This window comes from Enterobacter pseudoroggenkampii (assembly GCF_026420145.1).
GTDB classification, from domain to species: Bacteria; Pseudomonadota; Gammaproteobacteria; order Enterobacterales; family Enterobacteriaceae; genus Enterobacter; species Enterobacter pseudoroggenkampii.
On sequence record NZ_JAPMLV010000007.1, the window covers coordinates 142,650 to 167,486 of the forward strand.

The window sequence follows — 24,837 nt, forward strand, 5'->3', positions numbered from 1 at the left end:
GGTTAATAATGTTATCTGGGCAAACACCCACCCGGCAATGGAACACGCGACGCAGCGAAAAAGCGCGTCGCCTGGCGTCCGTACCGGTGCAGGGCAAGGTACTGCCAACCGGCGATCTTGTCGCCATGCTGGAAAAATTAATCGCGCCTGGCGACAAGGTCGTTCTGGAAGGTAACAACCAGAAGCAGGCGGATTTCCTTTCCCGCTCGCTGGCCGAAGTGAACCCGCAAATTGTCCACGACCTGCATATGATCATGCCGAGCGTCGGCCGCAGCGAGCATCTGGATATCTTCGAGAAAGGCATCGCCCGCAAGCTGGATTTCTCCTTCTCCGGGACGCAGAGCCTGCGAATCTCCCAGCTGCTGGAAGATGGTCAGCTCGAAATCGGCGCAATTCACACCTACATCGAACTTTACTCACGTCTCTACGTCGACCTGTCGCCCAACGTGGCGCTGATTGCCGGCTTTAAAGCCGACCGCAAAGGCAACCTCTACACCGGGGCGAGCACCGAAGATACCCCGGCGCTGGTGGAAGCCGCCGCGTTCCATGACGGCATCGTCATCGCGCAGGTGAACGAGCTGGTGGATGACGAGTGTGACCTGCCGCGCGTGGATATTCCGGGCTCGTGGATTGACTTCGTGGTGGTTGCAGACAAGCCGTTCTTTATCGAACCGCTGTTCACCCGCGACCCACGCCTCATTAAACAGGAACATATCCTGATGGCGATGATGGCCATCAAAGGCATCTACGCGGAGCACCAGGTGCAGTCCCTGAACCACGGTATCGGCTTTAACACCGCAGCGATCGAGCTGCTGCTGCCCACCTACGGCGAACAGCTCGGCCTGAAGGGCAAAATCTGTAAACACTGGACGCTGAACCCCCATCCGACGCTGATCCCCGCCATCGAAAGCGGTTGGGTGGAGAGCGTGCACTGCTTCGGCGGCGAGCTGGGGATGGAAGAGTACATCCGTGCTCGTCCGGACGTCTTCTTTACCGGTGCCGACGGCTCTATGCGTTCCAACCGTGCCTTCTGCCAGCTGGCAGGTCAGTACGCGGTGGATATGTTTATCGGCTCTACGCTGCAGGTTGACGGCTACGCCAACTCCTCAACCGTGACCCGCGGTCGTCTTTCCGGCTTCGGCGGTGCGCCAAACATGGGCCATGACCCGCACGGTCGCCGCCACGCCACGCCGGCCTGGCTGAACATGATCACCGAGCCGGACCCGATGCAGCGCGGTAAAAAGCTGGTCGTGCAGATGGTCGAAACCTTCCAGGCAGGCGTGAAGCCAACCTTCGTGGAAAAACTCGATGCCGTAGACGTGGCGAAAGCCTCCGGCATGCCGCTGGCACCGGTGATGATTTACGGAGATGACGTGACGCACGTGCTGACGGAAGAGGGGATTGCCTACCTCTACCGGGCGAAAGATCTGGAAGAGCGTCGGGCCATGGTTGCCGCCGTCGCGGGGATCACCGACATCGGCCTGGGCGTGGACGCCAAACGCGTGGCGGAACTGCGCCAGAGCGGCAAGGTTGTGTATCCGGAAGATATGGGGATTCGCCGCACTGACGCCACCCGCTCTCTGCTGGCTGCGGGCAGCGTGTCTGACCTCGTTGAGTGGTCCGGCGGTTTGTATAACCCACCTGCGAAATTCCGGAGCTGGTAATGAAGCTTCTCCCCCAGATTCAGGTTGAAGGCGGTGCCGAATGGCTGGCGCGAACCGCCACGCAGTGTCTGATTGACGAAGCACGTTTAAGCCCGAAACCCGGTCTGGTGGACAGTCGGGGGAACGGCGCGCACCACGATTTATCCCTTGCGCTGATGGAGCGCTCGGCGCACAGCCTGACCTCCACGTTTCAGGCGCTGGCGCAGCAAAGCTGGCAGCGTCCGGCAGATATCGCACTTCGGCAAACCGTCGGGCGACTCGGTCGCGAAGGCGAGCAGCAAATGATGGCCGCAACCGGTGGCGTAAACACCCATCGCGGCGCGATTTGGGCGCTGGGGCTGCTGGTCAGCGCGGTGGCGATGCTCGGCGGTGATGCCAGGGCGCAAGATGTCGCCCGCACCGCCGCGCAGCTGGCAAAGCTGCCGGATGATGCGGCGCCGAAGGTGTTCAGTAAAGGCCTGCGCGCCACGCACCGTTACCGCGTGCCGGGCGCGCGTGAAGAGGCGCAGCAGGCGTTTCCGCACGTTATGCAGCGTGCGCTGCCGCAGCTTCGTCTGAGCCGCCTCAACGGCAGCAGCGAAACGCACGCCAGGCTCGACGCGCTGATGGCCATCATGACCTCACTCACCGACACCTGCGTGCTGTCACGTGCCGGAATGGAAGGGCTTGACGCCATGCAGGACGGTGCCCGTGCGGTGCTGAATACCGGCGGCTGCGCAACGCCTGCGGGCCAGCAGGCGCTGGCCAGGTTAGACCGTCAGATGCTGGCGCTCAACGCCTCACCGGGCGGCGCTGCCGACCTGCTTGCCGCCACGCTGTTTCTCGACCGCATCGAAACGCCAAATTCAAAGCATTAAGAGGATGTTATGGAAAAAATCACATTGACCGTGCCAGCCAGCCGCGCGTTAAGCGGCAGGGCGCTGGCAGGGGTAGTTGGTTCCGGGGATATGGAGGTGCTCTTCACCGCCGAACCGGGCCAGACGCTAACCATTGATATCACCACCTCCGTGGACAACAGCCGGGGTCGCTGGGAGGCGCTGTTCAACCGTCTGCAAACCGTCAGCAGCCTGCCCGCAGGGAAGTTGACCATCCACGACTTCGGCGCGACGCCGGGCGTGGCGCGCATTCGTATCGAACAGGTTTTTGAGGGGGTGAGCCATGCGTGATGACAGCAGCTTTATCGAACTGAAAGCGCGCCAGCGCGCGCAGGCTCTGCTCGACGAGGGCCGCTACCGCGAACTGCTGGATCCGTTTGAAGGCATTATCTCTCCGTGGCTTGGGCCACAGGGCATTGTGCCGCAGGCGGACGACGGCATGGTGGTGGCGAAAGGCACCATCAACGGCAAGCCTGCCGTCGTCGTGGCGATTGAAGGCGCGTTCCAGGGCGGCAGCATGGGCGAAGTGTCCGGTGCCAAAATGGCGGCGGCGCTGGAATTGGCGGCGGAAGATAACCGCAACGGCATTCCGACGCAGGCGGTGCTGTGCCTCGAAACCGGCGGCGTGCGTCTGCAGGAAGCGAACCTCGGCCTGGCGGCGATTGCCGATATCCACGCCGCGATTGTAGACCTGCGTCGCTACACGCCCGTCATCGGGATTGTGGCCGGGACCGTGGGCTGCTTCGGCGGGATGTCCATCGCGGCAGCGCTGTGCAGTTATCTGATTGTGACCCGCGAAGCGCGTCTTGGTCTTAACGGCCCGCAGGTTATCGAGCAGGAGGCGGGCATTGAGGAGTACGACTCCCGCGATCGTCCGTTTATCTGGAGCATGACCGGCGGTGAAGTGCGCTATCAAAGCGGGCTGGTGGATGCGCTCGTCGGCGACGGTATCAACGCGGTGAAACAGGCGATGAACGACGCGATTGGTAAAGGCGTTCCCGCGAAACACCGCACCGACAACTACGACGATTACCTGAACCGTTTAACGAATTTCGACACCCGCAAACAGGCCGATGCCGAACAAATTAACGCGCTTTTTGCCCGGGAGGTGAAATGATGAGTAACGCAATAAGCCGTGGCGAGCTCTGGCTGGAAACCCTCGCCCCGAATGCCAAACGTATCGCGGGACTGTGCCCGTCCGTGCAGGCGGCAGACGGCGAGCTGAACGGTGAATCGGTGCGCTTTGTCGCCGTGGTGCCGGATGCCAACAACCACTTCCCGCGCGCGGCGAAAGGGGAAGTCGGTCTGCTGGAGGGCTGGACCCTGGCGAAAGTAGTCAGCGAAACCGTCGCAGCGGATGCCGATAAGGGCGTGAAGCGCCCGATTGTGGCAGTGATCGACGTTCCAAGCCAGGCCTATGGCCGACGCGAAGAGGCGTTTGGAATTCACCAGGCGCTGGCCGGTGCGGCAGCAGCCTATGCGAATGCGCGCCTGGCCGGTCACCCGGTGATTGGGCTTATCGTCGGCAAGGCAATGTCCGGCGCGTTCCTGGCGCACGGCTATCAGGCCAACCGTCTGATCGCCTTTAACGACAAAGGCGTGCTGATCCACGCGATGGGCAAAGAGTCTGCGGCGCGCATTACGCTGCGTACCGTCGAGGCGCTGGAAAAACTGGCGGCGACCATTCCGCCAATGGCATACGACATCGGCAACTACGCCACGCTGGGGCTGCTCTCTAACCTGCTGGATATCAGCAACCCGGATGCCCCCTCCGATAACGATCTGACGCTGGTGAAAACCACCCTGCAACAGGCCATCAGTGACGCTCGTCAGGACGCGACGCTTAAAAACCGTCTGGGTGCTGACAACCGCCGCAGCTCGGCGCTCGTACGCGAACGTATGCGAGCCAGCTGGTAAGTAAAAAAAAGACCTGCCGGAGATGCAAACCCCGTGGGCGCGCCCGCTGCGCCCGCGCGGGAGCCTGCATCCTGAAAAATAATAAACATCGCACCAGTGCTAAAACTTTTTTTACTACAGGTGATTTATGACTTACGTAATTGTTCATGCTCTTGCACCGATTTTCGTCATCATGCTGCTGGGATTCTGGGCCGGTAAGGCAAAGATGGTCGATAACAAAAACGTTTCCCTGCTCAATATATTCGTCATGGATTTTGCACTGCCTGCCGCGCTGTTTAGCGCCACCGTGCAAACGCCGTGGACCGGCATCGTGGCGCAGTCGCCGCTGATTCTGGTTCTCACTCTGGCGATGTGGATCACCTATGCGGCCATCTACTTCCTCGCCACGAAAGTCTTTAAGAAATCCCCGCAGGACGCGGCCGTGCTGACCCTGACGGTAGCTTTACCGAACTATGCAGCGCTTGGCCTGCCGATTCTGGGCAGTGTGCTGGGTGAAGGTTCGTCCACGTCGCTTTCCGTTGCGGTCTCTATTGCCTGCGGTTCGGTGCTGATGACCCCGTTCTGCCTGCTGATTCTGGAGCGTGAGAAAGCACGCGCCGAGGGGAATAACTCGGGCTCGACGCTCTCCATGCTGCCGGTGCTGATGTGGCGCTCCATTAAAAAACCGATCGTGATGGGCCCGCTGCTGGGCGTGATTCTTTCCGCCATTGGGATCAAAATGCCGGAACTGGTTCTTGCAGCGATTAAACCGCTGGGGCTGTCCGCCACCGCTGCCGCGCTGTTCCTGACCGGGGTGATCCTCTCTGCCCGTAAGCTGCAGATCAACACCATGGTGATTACGTCAACCATCGCCAAGCTGCTGATTCAGCCAGCGATTGCCTGGGGTATTGTGCTGATCTTCGGCCTGCATGGCTCCGTGGCGATCACCGCTATCCTGATGATTGCACTTTCTGCGGGCTTCTTCGGCGTGGTGTTCGGTAACCGCTTTGGCGTGCAGTCGCCGGATGCTGAAGCCGTGCTGCTGTTAAGCTCCGTACTGTGTATCCTGTCGCTGCCGCTGTTTATCTCGCTGACTTCAGGAATGTAATCATGACCATAACATTACGCCCGCACGACCTCATCTGGCTTACCGCGCGCGACGCGCTGGAAGGCATCACCGAATCCTGGGTGGAGGCGGCCTGGCATACCGGCCTGCCGGTGGTGGTGCGGCGTGATGTTGACAGTGAAGGCCGGATCCCCGTTGGCGTGCGCGGACTGCGCCGCGACCAGCGGGCGGCCGGGTGGGTGAAGCCGGAAAACGTGTTACGCGTGGTTTCACCGGAAGACCTGAGCGTTGCGGCCGATCTGTTGCGCTCGCCGTTTGTTACCCAGCCACCCGTTCAGGTGGCGCTGCAGCTTTCTCAGCAGGCGTGGCCGTGGACGTGGGGCATTACCGGCAGCACCGGCTACGCGCTGGCGACCGGTATTCCGGTTATTCATGCCGGCAGCGATCTTGATCTGCTGATCCGCGCCCCGCACGCCGTTTCCCCTGATGCGTTTGCTGGCTGGCAGTCTCAGCTTAGCCGCGCACTGTGCCGTGCGGATACGCAGGTGGATACCCCCGAGGGTGGCTTTGCGCTGGCAGAGTGGCTGCGCGACGGCAAAACGCTGCTGAAAACCCGCCGTGGACCGCGCCTGGTGGCGGATCCGTGGCGCAGGGAGGAGTGATGAAAATAGTGTTTACCTTTCCGGGGCAGGGCACGCAGCACGAAGGCATGCTGCAAAACCTGCCGGGAACGGAACTGGCTCAGGCGCGTGAGGTGCTTGGCGCCGAAGTGGATACGCTGGATAGCGCAGACGCGTTAACCCACACCCGCGCGGTTCAGCTTTGCCTGCTAATTGCAGGCGTGGCCTGGGCGCGCCAGCTGGAACGGCGCGGCGTGACGCCGGATATCGTCAGCGGGCTGTCCATCGGCGCTTATCCGGCGGCGGTCATCGCAGGCGCGCTGGACTTCACGGATGCGCTGAAGCTGGTGGCGCTGCGTGGCGATCTGATGGAGCAGGCGTATCCGCACGGCTACGGCCTGACGGCAATTATGGGGCTCACTCTGCCGCAGGTGGAAGACCTTATCCAGGGCACCGGGACCTATATTGCCAACCTGAATGCCGAAACGCAGATCGTGATTGCCGGAACCGATGAAGGAATGGCGGAGGCGGCATCGCGCGCGCTGGCGAAAGGGGCGAGCAAGGCCAAACGGCTGGCGGTCAGCGTGCCGTCGCACTGCGAACTGCTGACAGCACCCGCGCAAAAGCTGGCAACGGCGTTTGAATCGGTCACGCTTTCACGCCCACGCTGCGCCTACCTGAGCGGCAGCACCGGGCGCGTGCTGTGGCAGTCGGAAAAGATCGCCGACGATCTGGCGATGAACATGGCGCGTACGGTGCGCTGGCAGGAGGCGATGATTTCAGCGAATGAACGCGAAGCCCGGCTGGCGATCGAGATGCCCCCCGGCGGCGTACTGACCTGCCTCACGCGTCAGGCGCCGTGGGAAGGAGAGACCATTTCACTGGAGCGCAGCGGAGTGGACGTGGCGGTACATCTGGCGAAGCGACTCCGTGCGTGATGGTTTAGCCCGGTGGCGGCTGCGCCTTACCGGGCCTACTACGGACTGTAGGCCCGGTAAGCGTAGCGCCACCGGGCAATAACATCAGGCACTATCCTGCAAACTGCGGGCATACATCCGCCCTTCGGCGGCCAGCGCCCGCAGGCTTGGATCCTGCTCGCGGTTGCGGGCAAAGACGATGGCAATCAGCTGTTGCATCTGGTACGGCTCGGCAAGCTTCAGGAGCTGCACGGAATTCTCATAGACCTTTTTCATCCTGCCCGGCATCAGCGTAAAGCCCACTCCCGCCTGCACCAGGCTGAGCATGGAGAAAATGTCATTCACCCGGGTAACAATCTCCGGCTCGAACCCGGCGATATGAAACGCCTCCTGGAAGCCTGCATAGGTGGCGAACCCTTCCGCAAGAGAGACAAATTTCCGATCTTTATAGTCGCGCAGATCGGCCGGACCGCGGGTATTGAGCGTCGCGGAGGCCGGTGCGGCAAGGAAAATATCGTCGTGGAACAGGGGGAGCACTTCGAGGCTGTTACGGTCGATATCGCTCTCGGAAATGGAGATAAGAATGGCGTCCAGCGAGCCTTCATCCAGCATGTGCAGCAGGGTTTCGTTGGAGCCCATCGTCAGATCCATTTCCAGATCCGGACGACGCAGCTTCATGCCCATAATCAGGCGCGGCACGGTTTCCAGGGTGAGTGAGTAGAGCGTGCCCACGCGCAGCCGCCCCTGGCCGATCCCGGCAATTTTGCGCGACGCTTCCAGCCCGCGCTCCATCACCTGCATCACTTCCTGGCAATATTCCAGCAAGGTCCAGGCGGAAGGGAGAGCAATCAGGTTGCGCCCCTTGTGGGTAAAGAGCGGGCAGCGCACGTTCTCTTCCAGCGTGTGCAGCGCACGGTGAACGCTGACGCCGCTCAGGCCCAGAGTTTCGGCGGTACGCGCGATATTCCCCTTCTCCATAAACGTCATGAAGATGCTGAGTTTGCGGAATGTAATCTCGCTCGTGTTATCGAAACTCATAGCCCTCCCGGTGGATCAGTCAGCCTGCAGCATCGCTTCCAGCTGTTCCTGCGCGTCCAGCCACGCCATCTCGCACTCTTCGAGGCTGGATTTGGTCTTCGCCTGGGTTTGCAGGCAGTCCGTCAGTTCGGCTTTACGGCTCTGGTCATACAGCCCGCTGTCGCCGAGCTTCTCTTCAACAGCGGCAAGCGTGGCGTTGAGCTTTTCCATCTCTTTTTCGAGACGGGCAATCTCTTTACGCAGCGGCTGCGTCTGGGTGCGCAGCTCCGCTTCACGGCGCTTCTGGTCTTTACGTGCCTGCGCGCTGTTGGCGTTGTCTTTCGCCGACTCCTCCGGCTGGTTCTCCTGCTTCTGCACGTCCGTCAGCCACTGCTGGTAGTCTTCCAGATCGCCGTCGAACGGTTCGACTTTGCCATCGTGCACTAAGTAGAGATCGTCCGTGGTGGAGCGGATCAGGTGACGGTCGTGCGAAACCACCACCAGTGCACCTTCGAACTCAATCAGCGCTTCGGTCAGCGCCTGACGCATATCGAGATCCAGGTGGTTGGTCGGTTCATCGAGCAGCAGCAGGTTCGGGCGCTGCCAGACGATCAGCGCCAGCACCAGACGGGCTTTTTCACCGCCCGAGAAACGCTCGGTGTTTTCGGTGACCTTATCGCCCTGGAAGCCGAAGCCGCCGAGGTAGTCGCGCAGCTTCTGCTCCATCTCCTGCGGCGCCAGACGCGCGAGGTGCTGAATCGGGGATTCATCCGCGCGTAAAAATTCCAGCTGATGCTGGGCGAAGTAACCCAGCTTGATGCCCTTCGCCAGGCCGATTTCACCCTTGACCGGGTTAAGCTCGCCCGCCAGCAGTTTGATCAGCGTCGATTTACCGGCACCGTTGCGTCCCAGCAGACCAATACGTGAACCCGGCACCAGGTTGAGCTTGATGGAGTCGAGAATAATGCGGTCGGCATAGCCCGCGCTGACTTTTTCCATTTTCAGCAGCGGATTTGGCAGGCTTTCCGGGGCGCGGAAGCTGAAGTGGAACGGATTGTCGACGTGCGCCGGGGCGATCATCTCCATGCGCTCCAGCATCTTGATGCGGCTCTGGGCCTGCTTTGCTTTTGACGCTTTGGCCTTGAAGCGATCCACAAAGCTCTGCAGGTGCGCCACGCGCTGCTGCTGGCTTTCGTACATGGACTGCTGCTGGGCAAGACGCGTCGCGCGCTGGCGCTCGAAGGAGCTGTAGTTGCCGGTGTACTCGAACATCGTTTGCTGTTCGATATGAATGATTTTATCCACCACCGGGTCGAGGAAGTCTCGGTCGTGGGAGATCAGAATCAGAGTGCCCTGATAGCTCTTGAGCCACTTCTCCAGCCAAATAACCGCATCGAGATCGAGGTGGTTAGTCGGTTCATCGAGCAGCAGCAGGTCAGAGCGGCAGATCAGCGCCTGCGCCAGGTTGAGGCGCATGCGCCAGCCACCGGAGAAGTCGCTGACCGGGCGTTCCAGCTGTTCATTGCTGAAGCCCAGGCCGTGAAGCAGGCTGGAGGCGCGGGAGCGAATCGTCCACGCGTCAATGGCGTCCAGCTTGCCGTGAACGGTGGCGATGGCGTGGCCGTCGTTGCGCTCGTTAGCGGCGTTAAGTTCCGCCTCGAGCTTGCGGTATTCCCGGTCGCCGTCGATAACATAGTCGAGTGCCGGTTCGCTCAGGGCTGGCGTCTCCTGGTTCACCCAGGCGAGCTGCCAGTTCCCCGGGAAGGTGAAGTTACCGCCATCCGCGCTAATCTCGTTTTTCAGCAACGCCAGCAGCGTGGATTTACCACAGCCGTTTTTGCCGACCAGACCCACTTTTTGGCCTGGGTTGATGGTAGCAGTGGCGTTATCCAGCAGGACGCGCACGCCGCGACGAATTTGTAACGAGGAGAAAACAATCATAGAAGCGCCGTATGTTCCGACTATGTTAATTTGTCATTATGATAATGTAAGGTGTGGGCCATTTTCCGCACCGGGCCGCCATGGTAGCCCAAAACAACAACGATACACAAAAACAGAAACAAGACCGGGAGGGGAATGATGTCTCAGACAGCAAAAGTGCTGCTGCTGTATGCCCATCCGGAATCTCAGGACTCGGTGGCAAACCGGGTGCTGCTTAAGCCGGCCACACAGCTCAGTAACGTGACGGTGCACGATCTCTACGCGCACTATCCTGATTTCTTTATTGATATTCCTTACGAGCAGGAACTGCTGCGTCAGCATGACGTGATTGTGTTCCAGCATCCGCTTTATACCTACAGCTGTCCGGCGCTGCTCAAAGAGTGGCTGGACCGCGTGCTGAGCCGGGGCTTCTCCAGCGGGGTGGGGGGCAACCAGCTGGCGGGAAAGTACTGGCGTAGCGTGATTACGACCGGTGAACCCGAAAGCGCTTACCGCCACGACGGGCTGAACCGCTATCCGATGAGCGACATTCTGCGGCCTTTCGAGCTGACGGCGGCAATGTGCCGTATGCACTGGATGAGCCCGATTATTGTCTACTGGGCCCGACGCCAGGATCCGAAAGAACTGGCCAGCCACGCCAGAGCCTATGGTGAATGGCTGGCGTCACCGATTCCGGCAGGAGGTCGTTAATGGAAGGATCGAATTTGCTCCTCGCCGGGGTGCTGTTTTTATTTGCGGCCGTCGTCGCGGTGCCGCTTGCTGCGCGTATTGGTATCGGTGCGGTACTGGGGTATCTGCTGGCGGGGATCGCGATTGGCCCCTGGGGACTGGGATTCATCAGCGATGTGGATGAAATTCTTCACTTCTCCGAACTGGGCGTGGTGTTCCTGATGTTCATCATCGGCCTTGAGCTCAACCCTTCTAAATTGTGGCAGCTTCGACGCTCCATCTTTGGCGTGGGTGCCGCGCAGGTGGTGTTCAGCGCCGCGATTCTGGGTGGCCTGTTAATGCTGACGAATTTCTCCTGGCAGGCGGCGGTGATCGGCGGGATAGGCCTTGCGATGTCGTCGACGGCGATGGCCCTGCAACTGATGCGCGACAAGGGGATGAACCGCAACGAAGCCGGTCAGCTGGGTTTTTCGGTGCTGCTGTTCCAGGATTTGGCGGTCATCCCGGCGCTGGCGCTGGTGCCGCTGCTGGCGGGCTCCGGCGACGACCACTTCGACTGGGCGAAAATCGCGATGAAGGTGCTGGCCTTCGCGGGGATGCTTATTGGCGGACGTTTCCTGTTACGTCCGGTGTTCCGCTTTATTGCCGCATCCGGCGTTCGCGAGGTGTTTACCGCCGCGACGCTGCTGCTGGTGCTGGGGTCGGCATTATTTATGGATGCGCTGGGGCTGTCGATGGCGCTCGGGACCTTTATCGCCGGGGTGCTGCTGGCGGAAAGTGAATACCGCCACGAGCTGGAAATTGCCATCGATCCCTTTAAAGGGCTGCTGTTAGGCCTGTTCTTTATTTCGGTGGGGATGGCGCTCAACCTTGGCGTGCTCTATACCCATCTGCTGTGGGTTGTGGTGAGCGTGGCCATCCTGGTGGCGGTGAAAACGCTGGTACTGTACGTCATGGCGCGCATTTACGGCTTGCGCAGTTCGGAACGCATGCAGTTTGCCAGCGTGTTAAGCCAGGGAGGCGAGTTCGCGTTTGTGCTGTTCTCTACCGCCTCCTCCCAGAAGCTGTTTAAAGACGACCAGATGGCGCTTTTGCTGGTGACGGTCACGCTGTCAATGATGACCACGCCGCTGTTGATGAAGCTGGTGGATAAACTGCTGTCGCGCCGCCTGAATCCGACAGACGATGAAGACGAAGCGCCGTGGGTGGAGGATGATAAGCCCCAGGTGATCGTGGTGGGCTTTGGCCGCTTTGGACAGGTGATCGGGCGTTTGCTGATGGCGAACAAAATGCGCATTACGGTGCTGGAGCGGGATATCAGCGCGGTCAACCTGATGCGCAAATACGGCTACAAGGTTTACTACGGCGACGCGACCCAGCTTGAGCTGCTGCGCTCGGCGGGGGCGGAAGCGGCAGAGTCCATCGTGATTACCTGTAACGATCCGGAAGATACGATGAAGCTGGTGGAGTTGTGCCAGCAGCATTTCCCGCATCTGCATATACTGGCGCGCGCGCGGGGACGTGTTGAAGCTCACGAATTATTGCAGGCGGGTGTGAAACACTTCTCCCGTGAGACGTTCTCCAGCGCGCTGGAGCTGGGCCGTAAGGCGCTGATCTCGCTCGGCATGCATCCGCATCAGGCGCAGCGCGCCCAGATGCACTTCCGCCGGCTGGATATGAGGATGCTGCGCGAGCTGATGCCGGTACATACCGATACGGCGCAGATCTCCCGTGTGCGGGAAGCGCGTCGCGAGCTGGAGGAGATCTTCCAGCGCGAGATGCAGCAGGAACGACGCCAGCTCGATGGCTGGGATGAATTTGAATAAAGGGTAACGAAAGATGGCTGTACGTAAACGCTTTATCGCGGGTGCAAAATGCCCGACCTGCCAGGCGCAAGATACCCTGGCGATGTGGCGGGAAAATAATATTGATGTTGTTGAGTGTGTTAAGTGCGGTCACCAGATGCGTGAGGCCGACAAAGAGGCCCGCGATCACGTTCGCAAAGAAGAGCAAGTTATCGGGATTTTTCATCCGGACTAGCGATATGCCCTGAGTTTTTTTAAGCTAAAGGGTACACAGGTGCAGATTTCCGCTACAATCTGCGCCAGCAATTTTCCCACGCTCAGGAGATATCATGAAAGTAGCAAAAGACCTGGTGGTCAGCCTGGCCTATCAGGTACGTACAGAAGACGGTGTGTTGGTTGATGAGTCTCCGGTGAGTGCGCCGCTTGACTACCTGCATGGTCACGGTTCCCTGATTTCCGGCCTGGAAAACGCGCTGGAAGGTCATGAAGTTGGCGACAAATTTGACGTTGCTGTAGGCGCGAACGACGCTTACGGTCAGTATGACGACAATCTGGTTCAGCGCGTTCCTAAAGACGTGTTCATGGGCGTTGACGAACTGCAGGTTGGCATGCGCTTCCTGGCTGAAACTGACCAGGGCCCCGTTCCTGTTGAAATCACCGAAGTGGAAGATGACCACGTCGTGGTTGACGGTAACCACATGCTGGCTGGCCAGAACCTGAAGTTCAACGTAGAAGTTGTTGCGATCCGTGAAGCGACCGAAGAAGAGCTGGCTCATGGCCACGTTCACGGTGCGCACGGTCACGACCATGACCACGATCACGGCCACGACGGCTGCTGCGGTGGTCACGGCCACGACCATGGTCACGACCACGATCACGGTAAAGGTGGTTGCGGTAACGGCGGCTGCGGTTGCCACTAATTCCGTCATGCGGAAAATAAAAAAGCGGGATAATCCCGCTTTTTTTACGCCTCAATAATGAGGAGGTGGCGTCTCTTCTGACTGAGAGGCAATGTTTGACGGCTGCGTGGCCTTCAGCTTTTCCGTCAGCAGGCGCATATGATCCCGCAGTTTTGCCATTTCGAGCTCATGTGCGGTCACGGTCTGGTTTAGCTCTTCGATGGTGATGTCCTGAAAAGCCAGGCGGCTTTCCAGCTCAGCCATTCTCGCTTCTAATGCTGTATCCTTCATCATTCACCTCGTTTATTTCAGATTCGCCATATTGGTCCTGCGGCGGCGCAGTTTAACTGAGTTTATCCTTAAGTACAGTCCGCATCCCCTTGGCAGGAAACTTATTTAAACAAAAATAGTCTGAAAAGTGGCGAGAATTGGAAGTGTCTGTCTGTAGATTTCTTCCGCAACGTTTTATAGTACGTAACTCATTTACGTTTAACGCTGGGGTGAGAGTCCCCAGGCCCTGGAGATATGGATGAAATCACTGTTTAAAGTAACGCTGCTGGCGACGACGATGGCTGTTGCGCTGAACGCGCCGCTGTCATTCGCTGCTGATACTGCTGCGAAGCCTGCTGCCACTGCAGACAGCAAAGCGGCGTTCAAAAATGACGACCAGAAATCCGCCTATGCACTGGGCGCATCTCTGGGCCGTTACATGGAAAACTCTCTGAAAGAACAAGAGAAACTGGGCATCAAACTGGATAAAGCTCAGCTGATCGCGGGCGTTCAGGACGCATTTGCAGATAAGAGCAAGCTGTCTGACCAGGAAATTGAACAGACTCTGCAGGCGTTTGAAGCGCGCGTGAAGGGTGCCGCGCAGACTAAGATGGACGCGGACGCTAAAGACAACGAAGCGAAAGGCAAAGCCTACCGCGACACCTTTGCTAAAGAGAAGGGTGTGAAAACCTCTTCGACTGGCCTGGTGTACAAAGTTGAGAAAGAAGGCACCGGCGATGCGCCTAAAGACAGCGACACCGTTGTTGTGAACTACAAAGGTACGCTGATCGACGGTAAAGAGTTCGATAACTCTTACACCCGCGGTGAGCCGCTCTCCTTCCGTCTTGATGGTGTGATCCCGGGCTGGACTGAAGGCCTGAAAAACATCAAGAAAGGCGGCAAGATCAAGATGGTTATTCCACCGGATCTGGCCTATGGCAAAACCGGCGTGCCGGGTATCCCTGCCAACTCTACGCTGGTCTTTGACGTAGAGCTGCTGGACATCAAACCAGCACCGAAAGCGGATGCCAAGGCAGACGCGCCGGCTGACGATAAAGCCGCTGCTGCTAAGAAGTAATGCTGAAAAAAAACCGCCGCCTTTAAGGCGGCGGTTTTTTATTGTGGGGCAGATATAATTAACACTGGAAAGCGTTAGGCACGCTGTATTAATTTAGTTGTCCGTGTAGATAATGAGCCTGCCCTGAAAACCTAACGACAGGCTCCTGAAAAGGAGTGTTTTTTTCATGTCCAGGTCGCTTTTAACCAACGAAACCAGTGAACTTGATTTGCTGGATCAACGTCCTTTCGATCAGACCGACTTCGATATTCTGAAATCCTATGAAGCGGTAGTGGACGGGTTAGCGATGCTCATTGGCTCCCACTGCGAAATCGTATTGCACTCCCTGCAAGATCTGAAGTGTTCCGCCATCCGTATTGCGAATGGTGAGCATACTGGCCGTAAAATTGGTTCGCCAATTACCGACCTTGCATTGCGTATGCTGCATGACATGACCGGCGCGGACAGCAGCGTCTCCAAATGCTATTTCACCCGCGCCAAAAGCGGCGTGCTGATGAAATCAGAAACCATCGCGATTCGAAACCGCGAGCATCGTGTTATTGGACTGCTGTGCATCAACATGAACCTTGATGTGCCATTCTCGCAAATCATGAGCACCTTTATTCCACCAGAAACGCCGGACGTTGGCTCTTCTGTTAACTTTGCCTCCTCCGTTGAAGATCTGGTGACGCAGACGCTTGAGTTTACGATTGAAGAGGTGAATGCCGATCGCAACGTCTCGAACAACGCCAAGAATCGTCAGATCGTGCTCAATCTCTATGAAAAAGGGATTTTTGATATTAAAGACGCCATCAACCAGGTGGCCGATCGTCTGAACATCTCCAAGCACACGGTCTACCTCTATATTCGTCAGTTCAAAAGCGGCGATTTCCTGGGACAAGACAAGTAATGCGTTTTGCGTTAATGGTGACAGGCCCGGCGTACGGTACTCAGCAGGCCAGCAGCGCGCTGCAGTTTGCGCATGCGCTACTGGCGGCTGGACATGAGCTGGCGAGCGTCTTCTTCTATCGGGAAGGGGTGTATAACGCGAATCAGTTTACCTCACCGGCGAGCGATGAGTTCGATCTGGTGCGCGCCTGGCAGGCATTAAACGAAAAGCAGGGCGTAGAACTGCACATCTGCGTGGCGGCGGCACTGCGCCGCGGCGTGACCGATGCAACCGAAGCCGCGCGTTCTGGTTTATCGGGTTCTAACCTGCAGCCCGGTTTTTCGTTGAGTGGTCTGGGTGCACTGGCACAGGCGGCATTAACCTGCGACAGAGTGGTGCAATTCTGATGAAGCGCGTGGCATTTGTTTTTACGTCTGCGCCGCACGGCAGCGCTTCCGGCCGCGAAGGGCTGGATGCGTTACTTGCGACGTCCGCGCTAACCGAAGATATCGGCGTCTTCTTTTTGGGGGACGGGGTGTTTCAGCTTCTGGCGGGTCAGCAGCCACAGGCCATTCTTGCGCGGGATTACATCGCTACCTTCAAAGTGTTGCCGCTGTACGACATTGAAACCCTGTATGTCTGCGCCGACTCGCTGGCCGCTCGCGGTTTGGATGAGAAGACGCCTTTCGTGCTGGATGTGACCGTCCTGTCTTCTGCTGCATTACGCGAACACCTTTCCCACTACGACACCGTTCTGACTTTCTGAGGCCGCCATGCTCCATACTCTGAGCCATTCACCGTGGCAATGTGATATCGACGCGTTACTGAGTATGCTGCGCGAAGGTGATGACCTGCTGCTGATTCAGGATGGCGTGCTTGCCGCACTGGAAGGCAGTCGTTTCGTTGAAATTCTCACGAACGCCCCCATAACAGTCTCTGCGCTGAAAGACGATCTGGATGCGCGGGGTCTTTCTGGTCAAATTTCAGCCAAAATTGACGTGGTTGGCTATACTGATTTCGTCAATCTTACTGTGACGCACGCCAGTCAAATGAACTGGTGATCTGAGATCGCTGTATATTTCTTGACACCTTTTCGACGTAGCCCTAAAATTTCGCGTCCTCATATTGTATGAGGTCGATTTATTACGTGTTTACGAAGCAAAAGCTAAAACCAGGAGCTATTTAATGGCAACAGTTAACCAGCTGGTACGCAAACCACGTGCACGCAAAGTTGCGAAAAGCAACGTGCCTGCGCTGGAAGCCTGCCCGCAGAAACGTGGCGTATGTACTCGTGTATATACCACCACTCCTAAAAAACCAAACTCCGCACTGCGTAAAGTATGCCGTGTGCGTTTGACTAACGGTTTCGAAGTGACTTCCTACATCGGTGGTGAAGGTCACAACCTGCAGGAGCACTCCGTGATCCTGATCCGTGGCGGTCGTGTTAAAGACCTTCCGGGTGTTCGTTACCACACCGTTCGTGGTGCGCTGGACTGCTCAGGTGTTAAAGACCGTAAGCAGGCTCGCTCCAAGTACGGCGTGAAGCGTCCTAAGGCTTAATGGTTCTCCGTTAAGTAAGGCCAAACTGATTTATCTTAATGTCACACTAAACTCTTTGAGTTTTGGACAATCCTGAATTAACAACGGAGTATTCCCATGCCACGTCGTCGCGTCATTGGTCAGCGTAAAATTCTTCCAGATCCGAAATTCGGATCAGAACTGCTGGCAAAATTTGTAAATATCCTGATGGTAGATGGTAAAAAATCTACTGCAGAAGCAATCGTATACAGCGCGCTTGAGACCCTGGCTCAGCGCTCTGGTAAAAATGAACTGGAAGCTTTCGAAGTCGCTCTCGACAACGTTCGCCCAACTGTAGAAGTTAAGTCCCGCCGCGTTGGTGGTTCTACTTATCAGGTTCCAGTTGAAGTTCGTCCGGTTCGTCGTAATGCCCTGGCAATGCGTTGGATCGTTGAAGCTGCTCGTAAACGCGGTGATAAATCCATGGCTCTGCGTCTGGCGAACGAACTTTCTGATGCTGCAGACAACAAAGGTACTGCAGTTAAGAAACGTGAAGACGTTCACCGTATGGCAGAAGCCAACAAGGCGTTCGCACACTACCGTTGGTAATCCCTTCGGAGTCTTAGTCACCAGGCGGGCGCTTCAGAGAAGCCGCCCGCTCTGGGTAACTTAACTGAACGCCTAAAGATATAAACGAGGAATCAAATGGCTCGTACAACACCCATCGCACGCTACCGTAACATCGGTATCAGTGCGCACATCGACGCCGGTAAAACCACTACTACCGAACGTATTCTGTTCTACACCGGTGTAAACCACAAAATCGGTGAAGTTCATGACGGCGCAGCCACCATGGACTGGATGGAACAGGAGCAGGAGCGTGGTATCACTATCACCTCCGCAGCGACTACTGCATTCTGGTCAGGTATGGCTAAGCAGTACGAACCGCATCGCGTAAACATCATCGACACCCCAGGGCACGTTGACTTCACCATCGAAGTAGAACGTTCCATGCGTGTTCTTGACGGCGCGGTAATGGTTTATTGCGCAGTTGGTGGTGTTCAGCCACAGTCTGAAACCGTATGGCGTCAGGCAAACAAATATAAAGTTCCACGCATCGCGTTCGTTAACAAAATGGACCGTATGGGTGCTAACTTCCTGAAAGTTGTTGGTCAGATCAAAACCCGTCTGGGCGCGAACCCTGTTCCGCTGCAGCTGGCAATTGGTGCTGAAGAAGGCTTCACCGGCGTTATCGACCTGGTGAAAATGAAAGCCATCAACTGGAACGATGCAGACCAGGGCGTTACCTTCGAATACGAAGATATCCCAGCTGCAATGCAGGACCTGGCTGACGAATGGCACCAGAACCTGATCGAATCCGCTGCTGAAGCTTCTGAAGAGCTGATGGAGAAATACCTGGGTGGTGAAGAACTGACTGAAGAAGAGATCAAAAAAGCTCTGCGTCAGCGCGTTCTGAACAACGAAATCATCCTGGTAACCTGTGGTTCTGCGTTCAAGAACAAAGGTGTTCAGGCGATGCTGGATGCGGTAGTTGACTACCTGCCATCCCCGGTTGACGTTCCTGCGATCAACGGCATCCTGGACGACGGTAAAGATACCCCGGCTGAGCGTCACGCAAGCGACGAAGAGCCATTCTCTGCACTGGCGTTCAAAATTGCTACCGACCCATTCGTGGGTAACCTGACCTTCTTCCGCGTTTACTCTGGTGTGGTTAACTCCGGTGATACCATCCTGAACTCCGTGAAAGCGGCGCGTGAGCGTTTTGGCCGTATCGTACAGATGCACGCTAACAAACGTGAAGAGATCAAAGAAGTTCGTGCGGGCGACATCGCTGCAGCTATCGGTCTGAAAGACGTGACCACTGGTGACACCCTGTGTGACCCGGATCACCCGATCATTCTGGAGCGTATGGAATTCCCAGAGCCGGTAATCTCCATCGCAGTTGAACCAAAAACCAAAGCTGACCAGGAAAAAATGGGTCTGGCTCTGGGCCGTCTGGCGAAAGAAGACCCATCATTCCGCGTATGGACTGATGAAGAATCTAACCAGACCATCATCGCTGGTATGGGTGAACTGCACCTGGACATCATCGTTGACCGTATGAAGCGTGAATTCAACGTTGAAGCGAACGTGGGTAAACCTCAGGTTGCTTACCGCGAAGCGATTCGCGCGAAAGTTACCGACATTGAAGGTAAACACGCTAAGCAGTCTGGTGGTCGCGGTCAGTACGGTCACGTTGTGATCGACATGTACCCACTGGAGCCGGGCTCTAACCCGAAAGGTTACGAGTTCATCAACGACATCAAAGGTGGTGTAATTCCTGGCGAATACATCCCAGCCGTTGATAAAGGCATCCAGGAACAGCTGAAAGCGGGCCCTCTGGCTGGCTATCCGGTTGTTGACATGGGTGTTCGTCTGCACTTCGGTTCTTACCACGACGTTGACTCCTCTGAACTGGCGTTTAAACTGGCTGCGTCTATTGCCTTTAAAGAAGGCTTTAAGAAAGCAAAACCAGTTCTGCTTGAGCCAATCATGAAGGTTGAAGTAGAAACTCCTGAAGAGAACACCGGTGACGTTATCGGTGACTTGAGCCGTCGTCGCGGTATGCTGCGTGGTCAGGAATCCGAAGTAACTGGCGTTAAGATCCACGCTGAAGTTCCGCTGTCTGAAATGTTCGGATATGCAACTCAGCTGCGTTCTCTGACCAAAGGTCGTGCATCATACACCATGGAATTCCTGAAGTATGATGATGCGCCTAACAACGTTGCTCAGGCCGTTATTGAAGCCCGTGGTAAGTAATCCACAGGATTAAAACCTAAGTCCCGTGCTCTCTCCACAGGGGAGAGCACTATAGTAAGGAATATAGCCGTGTCTAAAGAAAAATTTGAACGTACAAAACCGCACGTCAACGTTGGTACTATCGGCCACGTTGACCATGGTAAAACTACCCTGACTGCTGCAATCACTACCGTTCTGGCTAAAACCTACGGTGGTTCTGCTCGTGCATTCGACCAGATCGATAACGCACCAGAAGAAAAAGCACGTGGTATCACCATCAACACTTCCCACGTTGAATATGACACCCCGACTCGCCACTACGCACACGTAGACTGCCCAGGCCACGCCGACTATGTTAAAAACATGATCACCGGTGCTGCGCAGATGGACGGCGCGATCCTGGTTGTTGCTGCGACTGACGGCCCAATGCCTCAGACTCGTGAGCACATCCTGCTGGGTCGTCAGGTAGGCGTTCCTTTCATCATCGTGTTCCTGAACAAATGCGACATGGTTGATGACGAAGAGCTGCTGGAACTGGTAGAGATGGAAGTTCGTGAACTGCTGTCTCAGTACGATTTCCCAGGCGACGATACCCCAATCGTTCGAGGTTCTGCTCTGAAAGCGCTGGAAGGCGAAGCTGAGTGGGAAGCGAAAATCATCGAACTGGCTGGCTTCCTGGATTCTTACATCCCAGAACCAGAGCGTGCGATTGACAAGCCATTCCTGCTGCCAATCGAAGACGTATTCTCCATCTCCGGTCGTGGTACCGTTGTTACCGGTCGTGTAGAGCGCGGTATCATCAAAGTTGGCGAAGAAGTTGAAATCGTTGGTATCAAAGAGACTGCGAAGTCTACCTGTACTGGCGTTGAAATGTTCCGCAAACTGCTGGACGAAGGCCGTGCTGGTGAGAACGTTGGTGTTCTGCTGCGTGGTATCAAACGTGAAGAAATCGAACGTGGTCAGGTTCTGGCGAAGCCAGGCTCAATCAAGCCACACACCAAGTTCGAATCTGAAGTGTACATTCTGTCCAAAGACGAAGGCGGCCGTCATACTCCGTTCTTCAAAGGCTACCGTCCACAGTTCTACTTCCGTACAACTGACGTGACCGGTACCATCGAACTGCCAGAAGGCGTTGAGATGGTAATGCCAGGCGACAACATCAAGATGGTTGTGACTCTGATCCACCCAATCGCGATGGACGACGGTCTGCGTTTCGCAATCCGTGAAGGCGGCCGTACCGTTGGCGCGGGCGTTGTTGCTAAAGTTCTGGGCTAATTAATTATCCCCGAATAAAAAAAGGACGCTTCGGCGTCCTTTTTTGTTTTTTGCCGCTCAGGCGTTGTCACAAAATTTCGCATTTTTTGCCTGCTCCCGTCCCGTATTGTGGCGTTTGTGCTATTGTAATCATAACCATTCTCACTTACACTTTGCGCATAATTTGAACGGGAGTCTCTATGTACGTTTGTTTATGTAATGGTGTAAGCGACAAGAAAATACGTCAGGCCGTTCGCCAGTTTCAGCCTCAGTCATTTCAACAGCTACGCAAATTTGTTCCGGTGGGAAATCAATGCGGTAAATGCGTACGTGCTGCGCGAGAGATCATGCAGGACGAATTGATGCAGATCCCGGAATACAAAGAGATAGCGTAAGCGCCCATCTTTTTTTTGACATCCCTGTAGCCCGATCTACGCTTCAATGAGTGGAAGCGGAGGGACTATATAATGAAAGGTGATGTTAAAATCATAAGTTATCTCAATAAATTATTGGGAAATGAGCTTGTCGCAATTAACCAGTACTTTCTTCACGCGAGAATGTTCAAAAACTGGGGGCTTAAACGTCTGAACGACGTTGAGTACCATGAATCGATCGATGAAATGAAGCACGCTGATAAATATATCGAGCGTATTTTATTTCTTGAAGGCATTCCAAACCTGCAGGATCTCGGCAAGCTGGGCATCGGAGAAGATGTCGAAGAGATGCTGCGTTCTGACCTCAGGCTGGAACTTGAAGGCGCCAAAGATCTCCGTGAAGCCATTGCCTACGCAGACAGCGTACATGACTACGTCAGTCGCGATATGATGATCCAAATCCTGGCCGATGAAGAAGGCCATATTGACTGGCTGGAAACGGAGCTGGATCTGATTGCTAAAATTGGCCTGCAGAACTACCTTCAGTCACAGATTAAAGTGGAAGAGTAACCAACGTCTTCCAGCCTATGCATAAACCCGCTGCTGCCAGAAATGGCCCAAAAGGCAGCGGGTTTTTTATTGCCTTCATATCAGGGCGGATTAACGAAAAAACAAGAATGCAAAGAAGCGCCATCAGCGCCGCGAGTAGCGCCAGCGTAGGCAGTACGCACCAGCCGTGCCATGCACCAAGCGCCGCCAGGTATTTCACATCGCCATATCCCATACCTTCACGTCGGCGGATAAACCAGTAGCCCCAGTAAATAACGGCAAAGCCAATATATCCAGCCATCGCACCCGCCACCGCGCTCGGCAGAAAATCAGGATGGATACAGAGCTGAAAGAGCAGACCCGCCCATAGCAGCGGGCAGAGAAATTTATCGGGAAGCCGACCGTAGCGAATATCGGCATGTACCAGTAAGGCAGTCAGTGAAAGATAGATCAGCAGAAAGGGGAGGGTGGTTAGCATGAAAAAGGCCTCAAACGGGTTTGAGCGCATACTCGTTATAAACGGCCTGGCCGGCAATGCATAAAAAACGGAGATGCGTAGCGGCTCGAAACAAAGAATCGACGCAGAATACATTGCATGAAATGTTGCGCGCTCTTACGCATCCTGCGCCTTTGGCGCTTAATTTCTAAACGGCACTTGCGTCTTACCCAGATTTACGTATAATGCGCGGGCTTGTCGTAATTGACGGCGGGTTCAATCAGAACCAGAGTAGCTCATTTTGTTACTCAACAATGCTCCCAATTGGGGAGCTACGTAAGAACGGTTACACTCTCCCATCAATCGTAATGGGTTTGAGGAGTAATCATTTTCGTTTATAAAATAATTGGAGCTCTGGTCTCATGCAGAACCAAAGAATCCGTATCCGCCTTAAAGCGTTTGATCATCGTCTGATCGATCAATCAACCGCGGAAATCGTCGAGACTGCTAAGCGCACTGGTGCGCAAGTCCGTGGTCCGATCCCGCTGCCGACCCGCAAAGAGCGCTTCACCGTTCTGATCTCCCCGCACGTCAACAAAGACGCGCGTGATCAGTACGAAATCCGCACTCACAAGCGTCTGGTTGACATCGTTGAGCCAACTGAGAAAACCGTTGATGCTCTGATGCGTCTGGATCTGGCTGCCGGTGTAGACGTGCAGATCAGCCTGGGTTAATCAGGTCATCGAGCGATTGAGAGGTTGAAACAATGATTGGTTTAGTCGGTAAAAAAGTGGGTATGACCCGCATCTTCACTGAAGATGGCGTTTCTATCCCAGTAACCGTAATCGAAGTTGAAGCAAACCGCGTTACTCAGGTTAAAGATCTGGCTAACGATGGCTACCGCGCTATTCAGGTTACCACTGGTGCTAAAAAAGCTAACCGTGTAACCAAACCAGAAGCGGGTCACTTCGCTAAAGCTGGCGTAGAAGCTGGCCGTGGTCTGTGGGAATTCCGTCTTGCTGAAGGCGAAGAGTTCACCGTAGGTCAGGACATTAGCGTTGAGCTGTTTGCTGACGTTAAAAAAGTTGACGTAACCGGTACCTCTAAAGGTAAAGGTTTTGCTGGTACCGTTAAGCGCTGGAACTTCCGTACCCAGGACGCTACTCACGGTAACTCCTTGTCTCACCGCGTTCCGGGTTCTATCGGTCAGAACCAGACTCCGGGCAAAGTGTTCAAAGGCAAGAAAATGGCAGGTCAGCTGGGTAACGAACGTGTAACCGTTCAGAGCCTGGACGTAGTACGTGTTGACGCTGAGCGCAACCTGCTGCTGGTTAAAGGTGCAGTTCCGGGTGCAACCGGTAGCGACCTGATCGTTAAACCAGCTGTGAAGGCGTAAGGGGATAGCAATGGAATTAGTATTGAAAGACGCGCAGAGCGCGCTGACTGTTTCCGAAACTACCTTCGGTCGTGATTTCAACGAAGCGCTGGTTCACCAGGTTGTTGTTGCTTATGCAGCTGGTGCTCGTCAGGGTACTCGTGCTCAGAAGACTCGTGCTGAAGTAACTGGTTCTGGCAAAAAGCCATGGCGCCAGAAAGGTACCGGCCGTGCGCGTTCAGGTTCTATCAAGAGCCCGATCTGGCGTTCAGGTGGCGTGACCTTCGCTGCGCGTCCACAGGACCACAGTCAAAAAGTTAACAAAAAGATGTACCGCGGCGCGCTGAAAAGCATCCTGTCCGAACTGGTACGTCAGGATCGTCTGATCGTTGTCGAGAAGTTCTCTGTAGAAGCGCCTAAAACTAAGCTGCTGGCACAGAAACTGAAAGACATGGCTCTGGAAGATGTGCTGATCATCACCGGTGAGCTGGACGAGAACCTGTTCCTGGCCGCACGTAACCTGCACAAGGTTGACGTACGCGATGCGACTGGTATCGACCCGGTTAGCCTGATCGCCTTCGACAAAGTCGTAATGACTGCTGATGCTGTTAAGCAAGTTGAGGAGATGCTGGCATGATTCGTGAAGAACGTCTGCTGAAGGTGCTTCGCGCACCGCACGTTTCTGAAAAAGCGTCTACTGCGATGGAAAAAACAAACACCATCGTTCTCAAAGTTGCTAAAGACGCGACCAAAGCAGAGATCAAAGCTGCTGTGCAGAAACTGTTTGAAGTCGAAGTCGAAGTCGTTAACACCCTAGTAGTTAAAGGGAAAGTTAAACGTCACGGACAGCGTATCGGTCGTCGTAGCGACTGGAAAAAAGCTTACGTCACCCTGAAAGAAGGCCAGAATCTGGACTTCGTTGGCGGCGCTGAGTAAGTCGGAGGAGT

At 55.8% G+C, this 24,837-nt stretch carries 31 protein-coding genes; 27 read left to right on the forward strand and 4 right to left on the reverse strand.

Annotated elements, in window-relative coordinates; genetic code table 11:
• Positions 1 to 8: 8 nt before the first annotated feature.
• The 8 genes from mdcA (at position 9) to mdcH (ending at position 7,059) form a co-directional block, all read left to right on the forward strand.
• Entirely contained in the window at positions 9 to 1,664 is a 1,656-nt protein-coding gene (gene mdcA, locus OTG14_RS21170; RefSeq protein ID WP_039024078.1) for a malonate decarboxylase subunit alpha, read from the forward strand.
• Entirely contained in the window at positions 1,664 to 2,521 is an 858-nt protein-coding gene (locus OTG14_RS21175; protein ID WP_248166263.1) for a triphosphoribosyl-dephospho-CoA synthase, read from the forward strand. Before mdcA ends, OTG14_RS21175 begins: the two co-directional genes overlap by 1 nt.
• A gap of 9 nt (positions 2,522 to 2,530) precedes the next feature.
• The gene (gene mdcC / locus OTG14_RS21180) at positions 2,531 to 2,830 is read left to right on the forward strand and encodes a malonate decarboxylase acyl carrier protein (protein ID WP_014885504.1); all 300 of its coding nucleotides are present in this window, start codon (positions 2,531 to 2,533) and stop codon (positions 2,828 to 2,830) included.
• On the forward strand, positions 2,823 to 3,656 hold the full coding sequence (locus tag OTG14_RS21185) for a biotin-independent malonate decarboxylase subunit beta (RefSeq protein WP_267215710.1): 834 nt from the start codon (positions 2,823 to 2,825) through the stop codon (positions 3,654 to 3,656). The genes mdcC and OTG14_RS21185 overlap by 8 nt, the downstream gene beginning before the upstream one ends.
• Complete coding sequence (gene mdcE / locus OTG14_RS21190; RefSeq protein WP_248273351.1) at positions 3,656 to 4,456, forward strand: biotin-independent malonate decarboxylase subunit gamma; 801 nt, start codon at positions 3,656 to 3,658, stop codon at positions 4,454 to 4,456. The genes OTG14_RS21185 and mdcE overlap by 1 nt, the downstream gene beginning before the upstream one ends.
• Positions 4,457 to 4,583: 127 nt before the next feature.
• A complete protein-coding gene (locus OTG14_RS21195; RefSeq protein WP_024907941.1) occupies positions 4,584 to 5,543 on the forward strand; it encodes an AEC family transporter in 960 nt (319 codons plus the stop codon).
• A gap of 2 nt (positions 5,544 to 5,545) precedes the next feature.
• Positions 5,546 to 6,163, forward strand: a complete 618-nt coding sequence (locus OTG14_RS21200; RefSeq protein ID WP_267215712.1) for a malonate decarboxylase holo-ACP synthase — start codon at positions 5,546 to 5,548, stop codon at positions 6,161 to 6,163.
• A complete protein-coding gene (gene mdcH / locus OTG14_RS21205) occupies positions 6,163 to 7,059 on the forward strand; it encodes a malonate decarboxylase subunit epsilon (protein WP_267215713.1) in 897 nt (298 codons plus the stop codon). Before OTG14_RS21200 ends, mdcH begins: the two co-directional genes overlap by 1 nt.
• Positions 7,060 to 7,143: 84 nt before the next feature.
• On the opposite strand, the gene OTG14_RS21210 is transcribed toward mdcH, so the two are convergent.
• Together OTG14_RS21210 and OTG14_RS21215 are read right to left on the reverse strand one after the other, a co-directional pair.
• Positions 7,144 to 8,076, reverse strand: a complete 933-nt coding sequence (locus OTG14_RS21210) for a LysR family transcriptional regulator (RefSeq protein WP_021242218.1) — start codon at positions 8,074 to 8,076, stop codon at positions 7,144 to 7,146.
• Between the two features lie 15 nt (positions 8,077 to 8,091).
• On the reverse strand, positions 8,092 to 9,996 hold the full coding sequence (locus OTG14_RS21215) for an ABC transporter ATP-binding protein (protein ID WP_136195929.1): 1,905 nt from the start codon (positions 9,994 to 9,996) through the stop codon (positions 8,092 to 8,094).
• Positions 9,997 to 10,134: 138 nt separating this feature from the next.
• Between OTG14_RS21215 and kefG the strand changes: the two genes are divergently transcribed.
• The 4 genes from kefG (at position 10,135) to slyD (ending at position 13,390) form a co-directional block, all read left to right on the forward strand.
• A complete protein-coding gene (gene kefG, locus OTG14_RS21220) occupies positions 10,135 to 10,686 on the forward strand; it encodes a glutathione-regulated potassium-efflux system ancillary protein KefG (protein WP_014885493.1) in 552 nt (183 codons plus the stop codon).
• Positions 10,686 to 12,491, forward strand: coding sequence for a glutathione-regulated potassium-efflux system protein KefB (gene kefB / locus OTG14_RS21225; protein ID WP_267215714.1), 1,806 nt, complete (start codon positions 10,686 to 10,688; stop codon positions 12,489 to 12,491). The genes kefG and kefB overlap by 1 nt, the downstream gene beginning before the upstream one ends.
• Before the next feature lie 13 nt (positions 12,492 to 12,504).
• Positions 12,505 to 12,705 (forward strand): YheV family putative zinc ribbon protein, encoded by a 201-nt coding sequence (locus tag OTG14_RS21230; RefSeq protein ID WP_010436300.1) that lies wholly within the window; start codon positions 12,505 to 12,507, stop codon positions 12,703 to 12,705.
• Positions 12,706 to 12,799: 94 nt separating this feature from the next.
• The gene (gene slyD / locus OTG14_RS21235; protein ID WP_024907947.1) at positions 12,800 to 13,390 is read left to right on the forward strand and encodes a peptidylprolyl isomerase; all 591 of its coding nucleotides are present in this window, start codon (positions 12,800 to 12,802) and stop codon (positions 13,388 to 13,390) included.
• Positions 13,391 to 13,441: 51 nt separating this feature from the next.
• On the opposite strand, the gene OTG14_RS21240 is transcribed toward slyD, so the two are convergent.
• Positions 13,442 to 13,660, reverse strand: coding sequence for a protein SlyX (locus tag OTG14_RS21240; RefSeq protein WP_024907948.1), 219 nt, complete (start codon positions 13,658 to 13,660; stop codon positions 13,442 to 13,444).
• A 238-nt stretch (positions 13,661 to 13,898) separates the two neighbouring features.
• On the opposite strand from OTG14_RS21240, the gene fkpA reads away from it, so the two are divergent.
• The 11 genes from fkpA (at position 13,899) to bfr (ending at position 22,100) form a co-directional block, all read left to right on the forward strand.
• Entirely contained in the window at positions 13,899 to 14,717 is an 819-nt protein-coding gene (gene fkpA, locus OTG14_RS21245) for an FKBP-type peptidyl-prolyl cis-trans isomerase (protein WP_023309460.1), read from the forward strand.
• Positions 14,718 to 14,883: 166 nt separating this feature from the next.
• Positions 14,884 to 15,606, forward strand: a complete 723-nt coding sequence (locus OTG14_RS21250) for a helix-turn-helix transcriptional regulator (protein ID WP_003861697.1) — start codon at positions 14,884 to 14,886, stop codon at positions 15,604 to 15,606.
• Positions 15,606 to 15,992, forward strand: coding sequence for a sulfurtransferase complex subunit TusD (gene tusD, locus OTG14_RS21255; protein ID WP_048992404.1), 387 nt, complete (start codon positions 15,606 to 15,608; stop codon positions 15,990 to 15,992). The genes OTG14_RS21250 and tusD overlap by 1 nt, the downstream gene beginning before the upstream one ends.
• Positions 15,992 to 16,351 (forward strand): sulfurtransferase complex subunit TusC, encoded by a 360-nt coding sequence (gene tusC / locus OTG14_RS21260; protein ID WP_032648384.1) that lies wholly within the window; start codon positions 15,992 to 15,994, stop codon positions 16,349 to 16,351. Before tusD ends, tusC begins: the two co-directional genes overlap by 1 nt.
• A gap of 7 nt (positions 16,352 to 16,358) precedes the next feature.
• Entirely contained in the window at positions 16,359 to 16,646 is a 288-nt protein-coding gene (gene tusB / locus OTG14_RS21265; protein WP_024907951.1) for a sulfurtransferase complex subunit TusB, read from the forward strand.
• Between the two features lie 124 nt (positions 16,647 to 16,770).
• Complete coding sequence (gene rpsL / locus OTG14_RS21270) at positions 16,771 to 17,145, forward strand: 30S ribosomal protein S12 (protein WP_000246815.1); 375 nt, start codon at positions 16,771 to 16,773, stop codon at positions 17,143 to 17,145.
• Between the two features lie 96 nt (positions 17,146 to 17,241).
• Positions 17,242 to 17,712: a 30S ribosomal protein S7 gene (rpsG, locus tag OTG14_RS21275; RefSeq protein WP_004106370.1), complete on the forward strand. Its 471-nt coding sequence runs from the start codon at positions 17,242 to 17,244 to the stop codon at positions 17,710 to 17,712.
• Between the two features lie 96 nt (positions 17,713 to 17,808).
• The gene (gene fusA / locus OTG14_RS21280) at positions 17,809 to 19,923 is read left to right on the forward strand and encodes an elongation factor G (protein WP_008503004.1); all 2,115 of its coding nucleotides are present in this window, start codon (positions 17,809 to 17,811) and stop codon (positions 19,921 to 19,923) included.
• A gap of 69 nt (positions 19,924 to 19,992) precedes the next feature.
• Positions 19,993 to 21,177 carry an elongation factor Tu gene (gene tuf, locus OTG14_RS21285; RefSeq protein ID WP_014068448.1) on the forward strand — a complete coding sequence of 395 codons (1,185 nt, stop codon included), beginning with the start codon at positions 19,993 to 19,995 and terminating at the stop codon, positions 21,175 to 21,177.
• A gap of 179 nt (positions 21,178 to 21,356) precedes the next feature.
• Positions 21,357 to 21,551: a bacterioferritin-associated ferredoxin gene (bfd, locus tag OTG14_RS21290; protein ID WP_008503493.1), complete on the forward strand. Its 195-nt coding sequence runs from the start codon at positions 21,357 to 21,359 to the stop codon at positions 21,549 to 21,551.
• 72 nt (positions 21,552 to 21,623) lie between these two features.
• Entirely contained in the window at positions 21,624 to 22,100 is a 477-nt protein-coding gene (gene bfr / locus OTG14_RS21295) for a bacterioferritin (RefSeq protein ID WP_008503492.1), read from the forward strand.
• On the opposite strand, the gene OTG14_RS21300 is transcribed toward bfr, so the two are convergent.
• A complete protein-coding gene (locus OTG14_RS21300; RefSeq protein ID WP_248273439.1) occupies positions 22,084 to 22,557 on the reverse strand; it encodes a prepilin peptidase in 474 nt (157 codons plus the stop codon). The two genes, bfr and OTG14_RS21300, sit on opposite strands and share 17 nt — an antisense overlap.
• Positions 22,558 to 22,937: 380 nt before the next feature.
• On the opposite strand from OTG14_RS21300, the gene rpsJ reads away from it, so the two are divergent.
• Genes rpsJ through rplW form a run of 4 tightly spaced genes read left to right on the forward strand, consistent with a single transcriptional unit; the run spans position 22,938 to position 24,826 of the window.
• Positions 22,938 to 23,249: a 30S ribosomal protein S10 gene (gene rpsJ, locus OTG14_RS21305; RefSeq protein WP_001181005.1), complete on the forward strand. Its 312-nt coding sequence runs from the start codon at positions 22,938 to 22,940 to the stop codon at positions 23,247 to 23,249.
• A gap of 32 nt (positions 23,250 to 23,281) precedes the next feature.
• The gene (rplC, locus tag OTG14_RS21310) at positions 23,282 to 23,911 is read left to right on the forward strand and encodes a 50S ribosomal protein L3 (RefSeq protein ID WP_003863274.1); all 630 of its coding nucleotides are present in this window, start codon (positions 23,282 to 23,284) and stop codon (positions 23,909 to 23,911) included.
• A 10-nt stretch (positions 23,912 to 23,921) separates the two neighbouring features.
• The gene (gene rplD, locus OTG14_RS21315) at positions 23,922 to 24,527 is read left to right on the forward strand and encodes a 50S ribosomal protein L4 (RefSeq protein ID WP_000424395.1); all 606 of its coding nucleotides are present in this window, start codon (positions 23,922 to 23,924) and stop codon (positions 24,525 to 24,527) included.
• Positions 24,524 to 24,826, forward strand: a complete 303-nt coding sequence (gene rplW, locus OTG14_RS21320) for a 50S ribosomal protein L23 (protein ID WP_000617546.1) — start codon at positions 24,524 to 24,526, stop codon at positions 24,824 to 24,826. Before rplD ends, rplW begins: the two co-directional genes overlap by 4 nt.
• Positions 24,827 to 24,837: the final 11 nt, after the last annotated feature.

What these genes read in the sequence shown, in the direction of transcription:
- mdcA (WP_039024078.1), top strand. Translation starts at nt 9, where the DNA reads ATGTTATCTGGGCAAACACCCACCCGGCAATGGAACACGCGACGCAGC.
- OTG14_RS21175 (WP_248166263.1), top strand. Translation starts at nt 1,664, where the DNA reads ATGAAGCTTCTCCCCCAGATTCAGGTTGAAGGCGGTGCCGAATGGCTG.
- mdcC (WP_014885504.1), top strand. Translation starts at nt 2,531, where the DNA reads ATGGAAAAAATCACATTGACCGTGCCAGCCAGCCGCGCGTTAAGCGGC.
- OTG14_RS21185 (WP_267215710.1), top strand. Translation starts at nt 2,823, where the DNA reads ATGCGTGATGACAGCAGCTTTATCGAACTGAAAGCGCGCCAGCGCGCG.
- mdcE (WP_248273351.1), top strand. Translation starts at nt 3,656, where the DNA reads ATGAGTAACGCAATAAGCCGTGGCGAGCTCTGGCTGGAAACCCTCGCC.
- OTG14_RS21195 (WP_024907941.1), top strand. Translation starts at nt 4,584, where the DNA reads ATGACTTACGTAATTGTTCATGCTCTTGCACCGATTTTCGTCATCATG.
- OTG14_RS21200 (WP_267215712.1), top strand. Translation starts at nt 5,546, where the DNA reads ATGACCATAACATTACGCCCGCACGACCTCATCTGGCTTACCGCGCGC.
- mdcH (WP_267215713.1), top strand. Translation starts at nt 6,163, where the DNA reads ATGAAAATAGTGTTTACCTTTCCGGGGCAGGGCACGCAGCACGAAGGC.
- OTG14_RS21210 (WP_021242218.1), bottom strand. Translation starts at nt 8,076, where the DNA reads ATGAGTTTCGATAACACGAGCGAGATTACATTCCGCAAACTCAGCATC.
- OTG14_RS21215 (WP_136195929.1), bottom strand. Translation starts at nt 9,996, where the DNA reads ATGATTGTTTTCTCCTCGTTACAAATTCGTCGCGGCGTGCGCGTCCTG.
- kefG (WP_014885493.1), top strand. Translation starts at nt 10,135, where the DNA reads ATGTCTCAGACAGCAAAAGTGCTGCTGCTGTATGCCCATCCGGAATCT.
- kefB (WP_267215714.1), top strand. Translation starts at nt 10,686, where the DNA reads ATGGAAGGATCGAATTTGCTCCTCGCCGGGGTGCTGTTTTTATTTGCG.
- OTG14_RS21230 (WP_010436300.1), top strand. Translation starts at nt 12,505, where the DNA reads ATGGCTGTACGTAAACGCTTTATCGCGGGTGCAAAATGCCCGACCTGC.
- slyD (WP_024907947.1), top strand. Translation starts at nt 12,800, where the DNA reads ATGAAAGTAGCAAAAGACCTGGTGGTCAGCCTGGCCTATCAGGTACGT.
- OTG14_RS21240 (WP_024907948.1), bottom strand. Translation starts at nt 13,660, where the DNA reads ATGAAGGATACAGCATTAGAAGCGAGAATGGCTGAGCTGGAAAGCCGC.
- fkpA (WP_023309460.1), top strand. Translation starts at nt 13,899, where the DNA reads ATGAAATCACTGTTTAAAGTAACGCTGCTGGCGACGACGATGGCTGTT.
- OTG14_RS21250 (WP_003861697.1), top strand. Translation starts at nt 14,884, where the DNA reads ATGTCCAGGTCGCTTTTAACCAACGAAACCAGTGAACTTGATTTGCTG.
- tusD (WP_048992404.1), top strand. Translation starts at nt 15,606, where the DNA reads ATGCGTTTTGCGTTAATGGTGACAGGCCCGGCGTACGGTACTCAGCAG.
- tusC (WP_032648384.1), top strand. Translation starts at nt 15,992, where the DNA reads ATGAAGCGCGTGGCATTTGTTTTTACGTCTGCGCCGCACGGCAGCGCT.
- tusB (WP_024907951.1), top strand. Translation starts at nt 16,359, where the DNA reads ATGCTCCATACTCTGAGCCATTCACCGTGGCAATGTGATATCGACGCG.
- rpsL (WP_000246815.1), top strand. Translation starts at nt 16,771, where the DNA reads ATGGCAACAGTTAACCAGCTGGTACGCAAACCACGTGCACGCAAAGTT.
- rpsG (WP_004106370.1), top strand. Translation starts at nt 17,242, where the DNA reads ATGCCACGTCGTCGCGTCATTGGTCAGCGTAAAATTCTTCCAGATCCG.
- fusA (WP_008503004.1), top strand. Translation starts at nt 17,809, where the DNA reads ATGGCTCGTACAACACCCATCGCACGCTACCGTAACATCGGTATCAGT.
- bfd (WP_008503493.1), top strand. Translation starts at nt 21,357, where the DNA reads ATGTACGTTTGTTTATGTAATGGTGTAAGCGACAAGAAAATACGTCAG.
- bfr (WP_008503492.1), top strand. Translation starts at nt 21,624, where the DNA reads ATGAAAGGTGATGTTAAAATCATAAGTTATCTCAATAAATTATTGGGA.
- OTG14_RS21300 (WP_248273439.1), bottom strand. Translation starts at nt 22,557, where the DNA reads ATGCTAACCACCCTCCCCTTTCTGCTGATCTATCTTTCACTGACTGCC.
- rpsJ (WP_001181005.1), top strand. Translation starts at nt 22,938, where the DNA reads ATGCAGAACCAAAGAATCCGTATCCGCCTTAAAGCGTTTGATCATCGT.
- rplC (WP_003863274.1), top strand. Translation starts at nt 23,282, where the DNA reads ATGATTGGTTTAGTCGGTAAAAAAGTGGGTATGACCCGCATCTTCACT.
- rplD (WP_000424395.1), top strand. Translation starts at nt 23,922, where the DNA reads ATGGAATTAGTATTGAAAGACGCGCAGAGCGCGCTGACTGTTTCCGAA.
- rplW (WP_000617546.1), top strand. Translation starts at nt 24,524, where the DNA reads ATGATTCGTGAAGAACGTCTGCTGAAGGTGCTTCGCGCACCGCACGTT.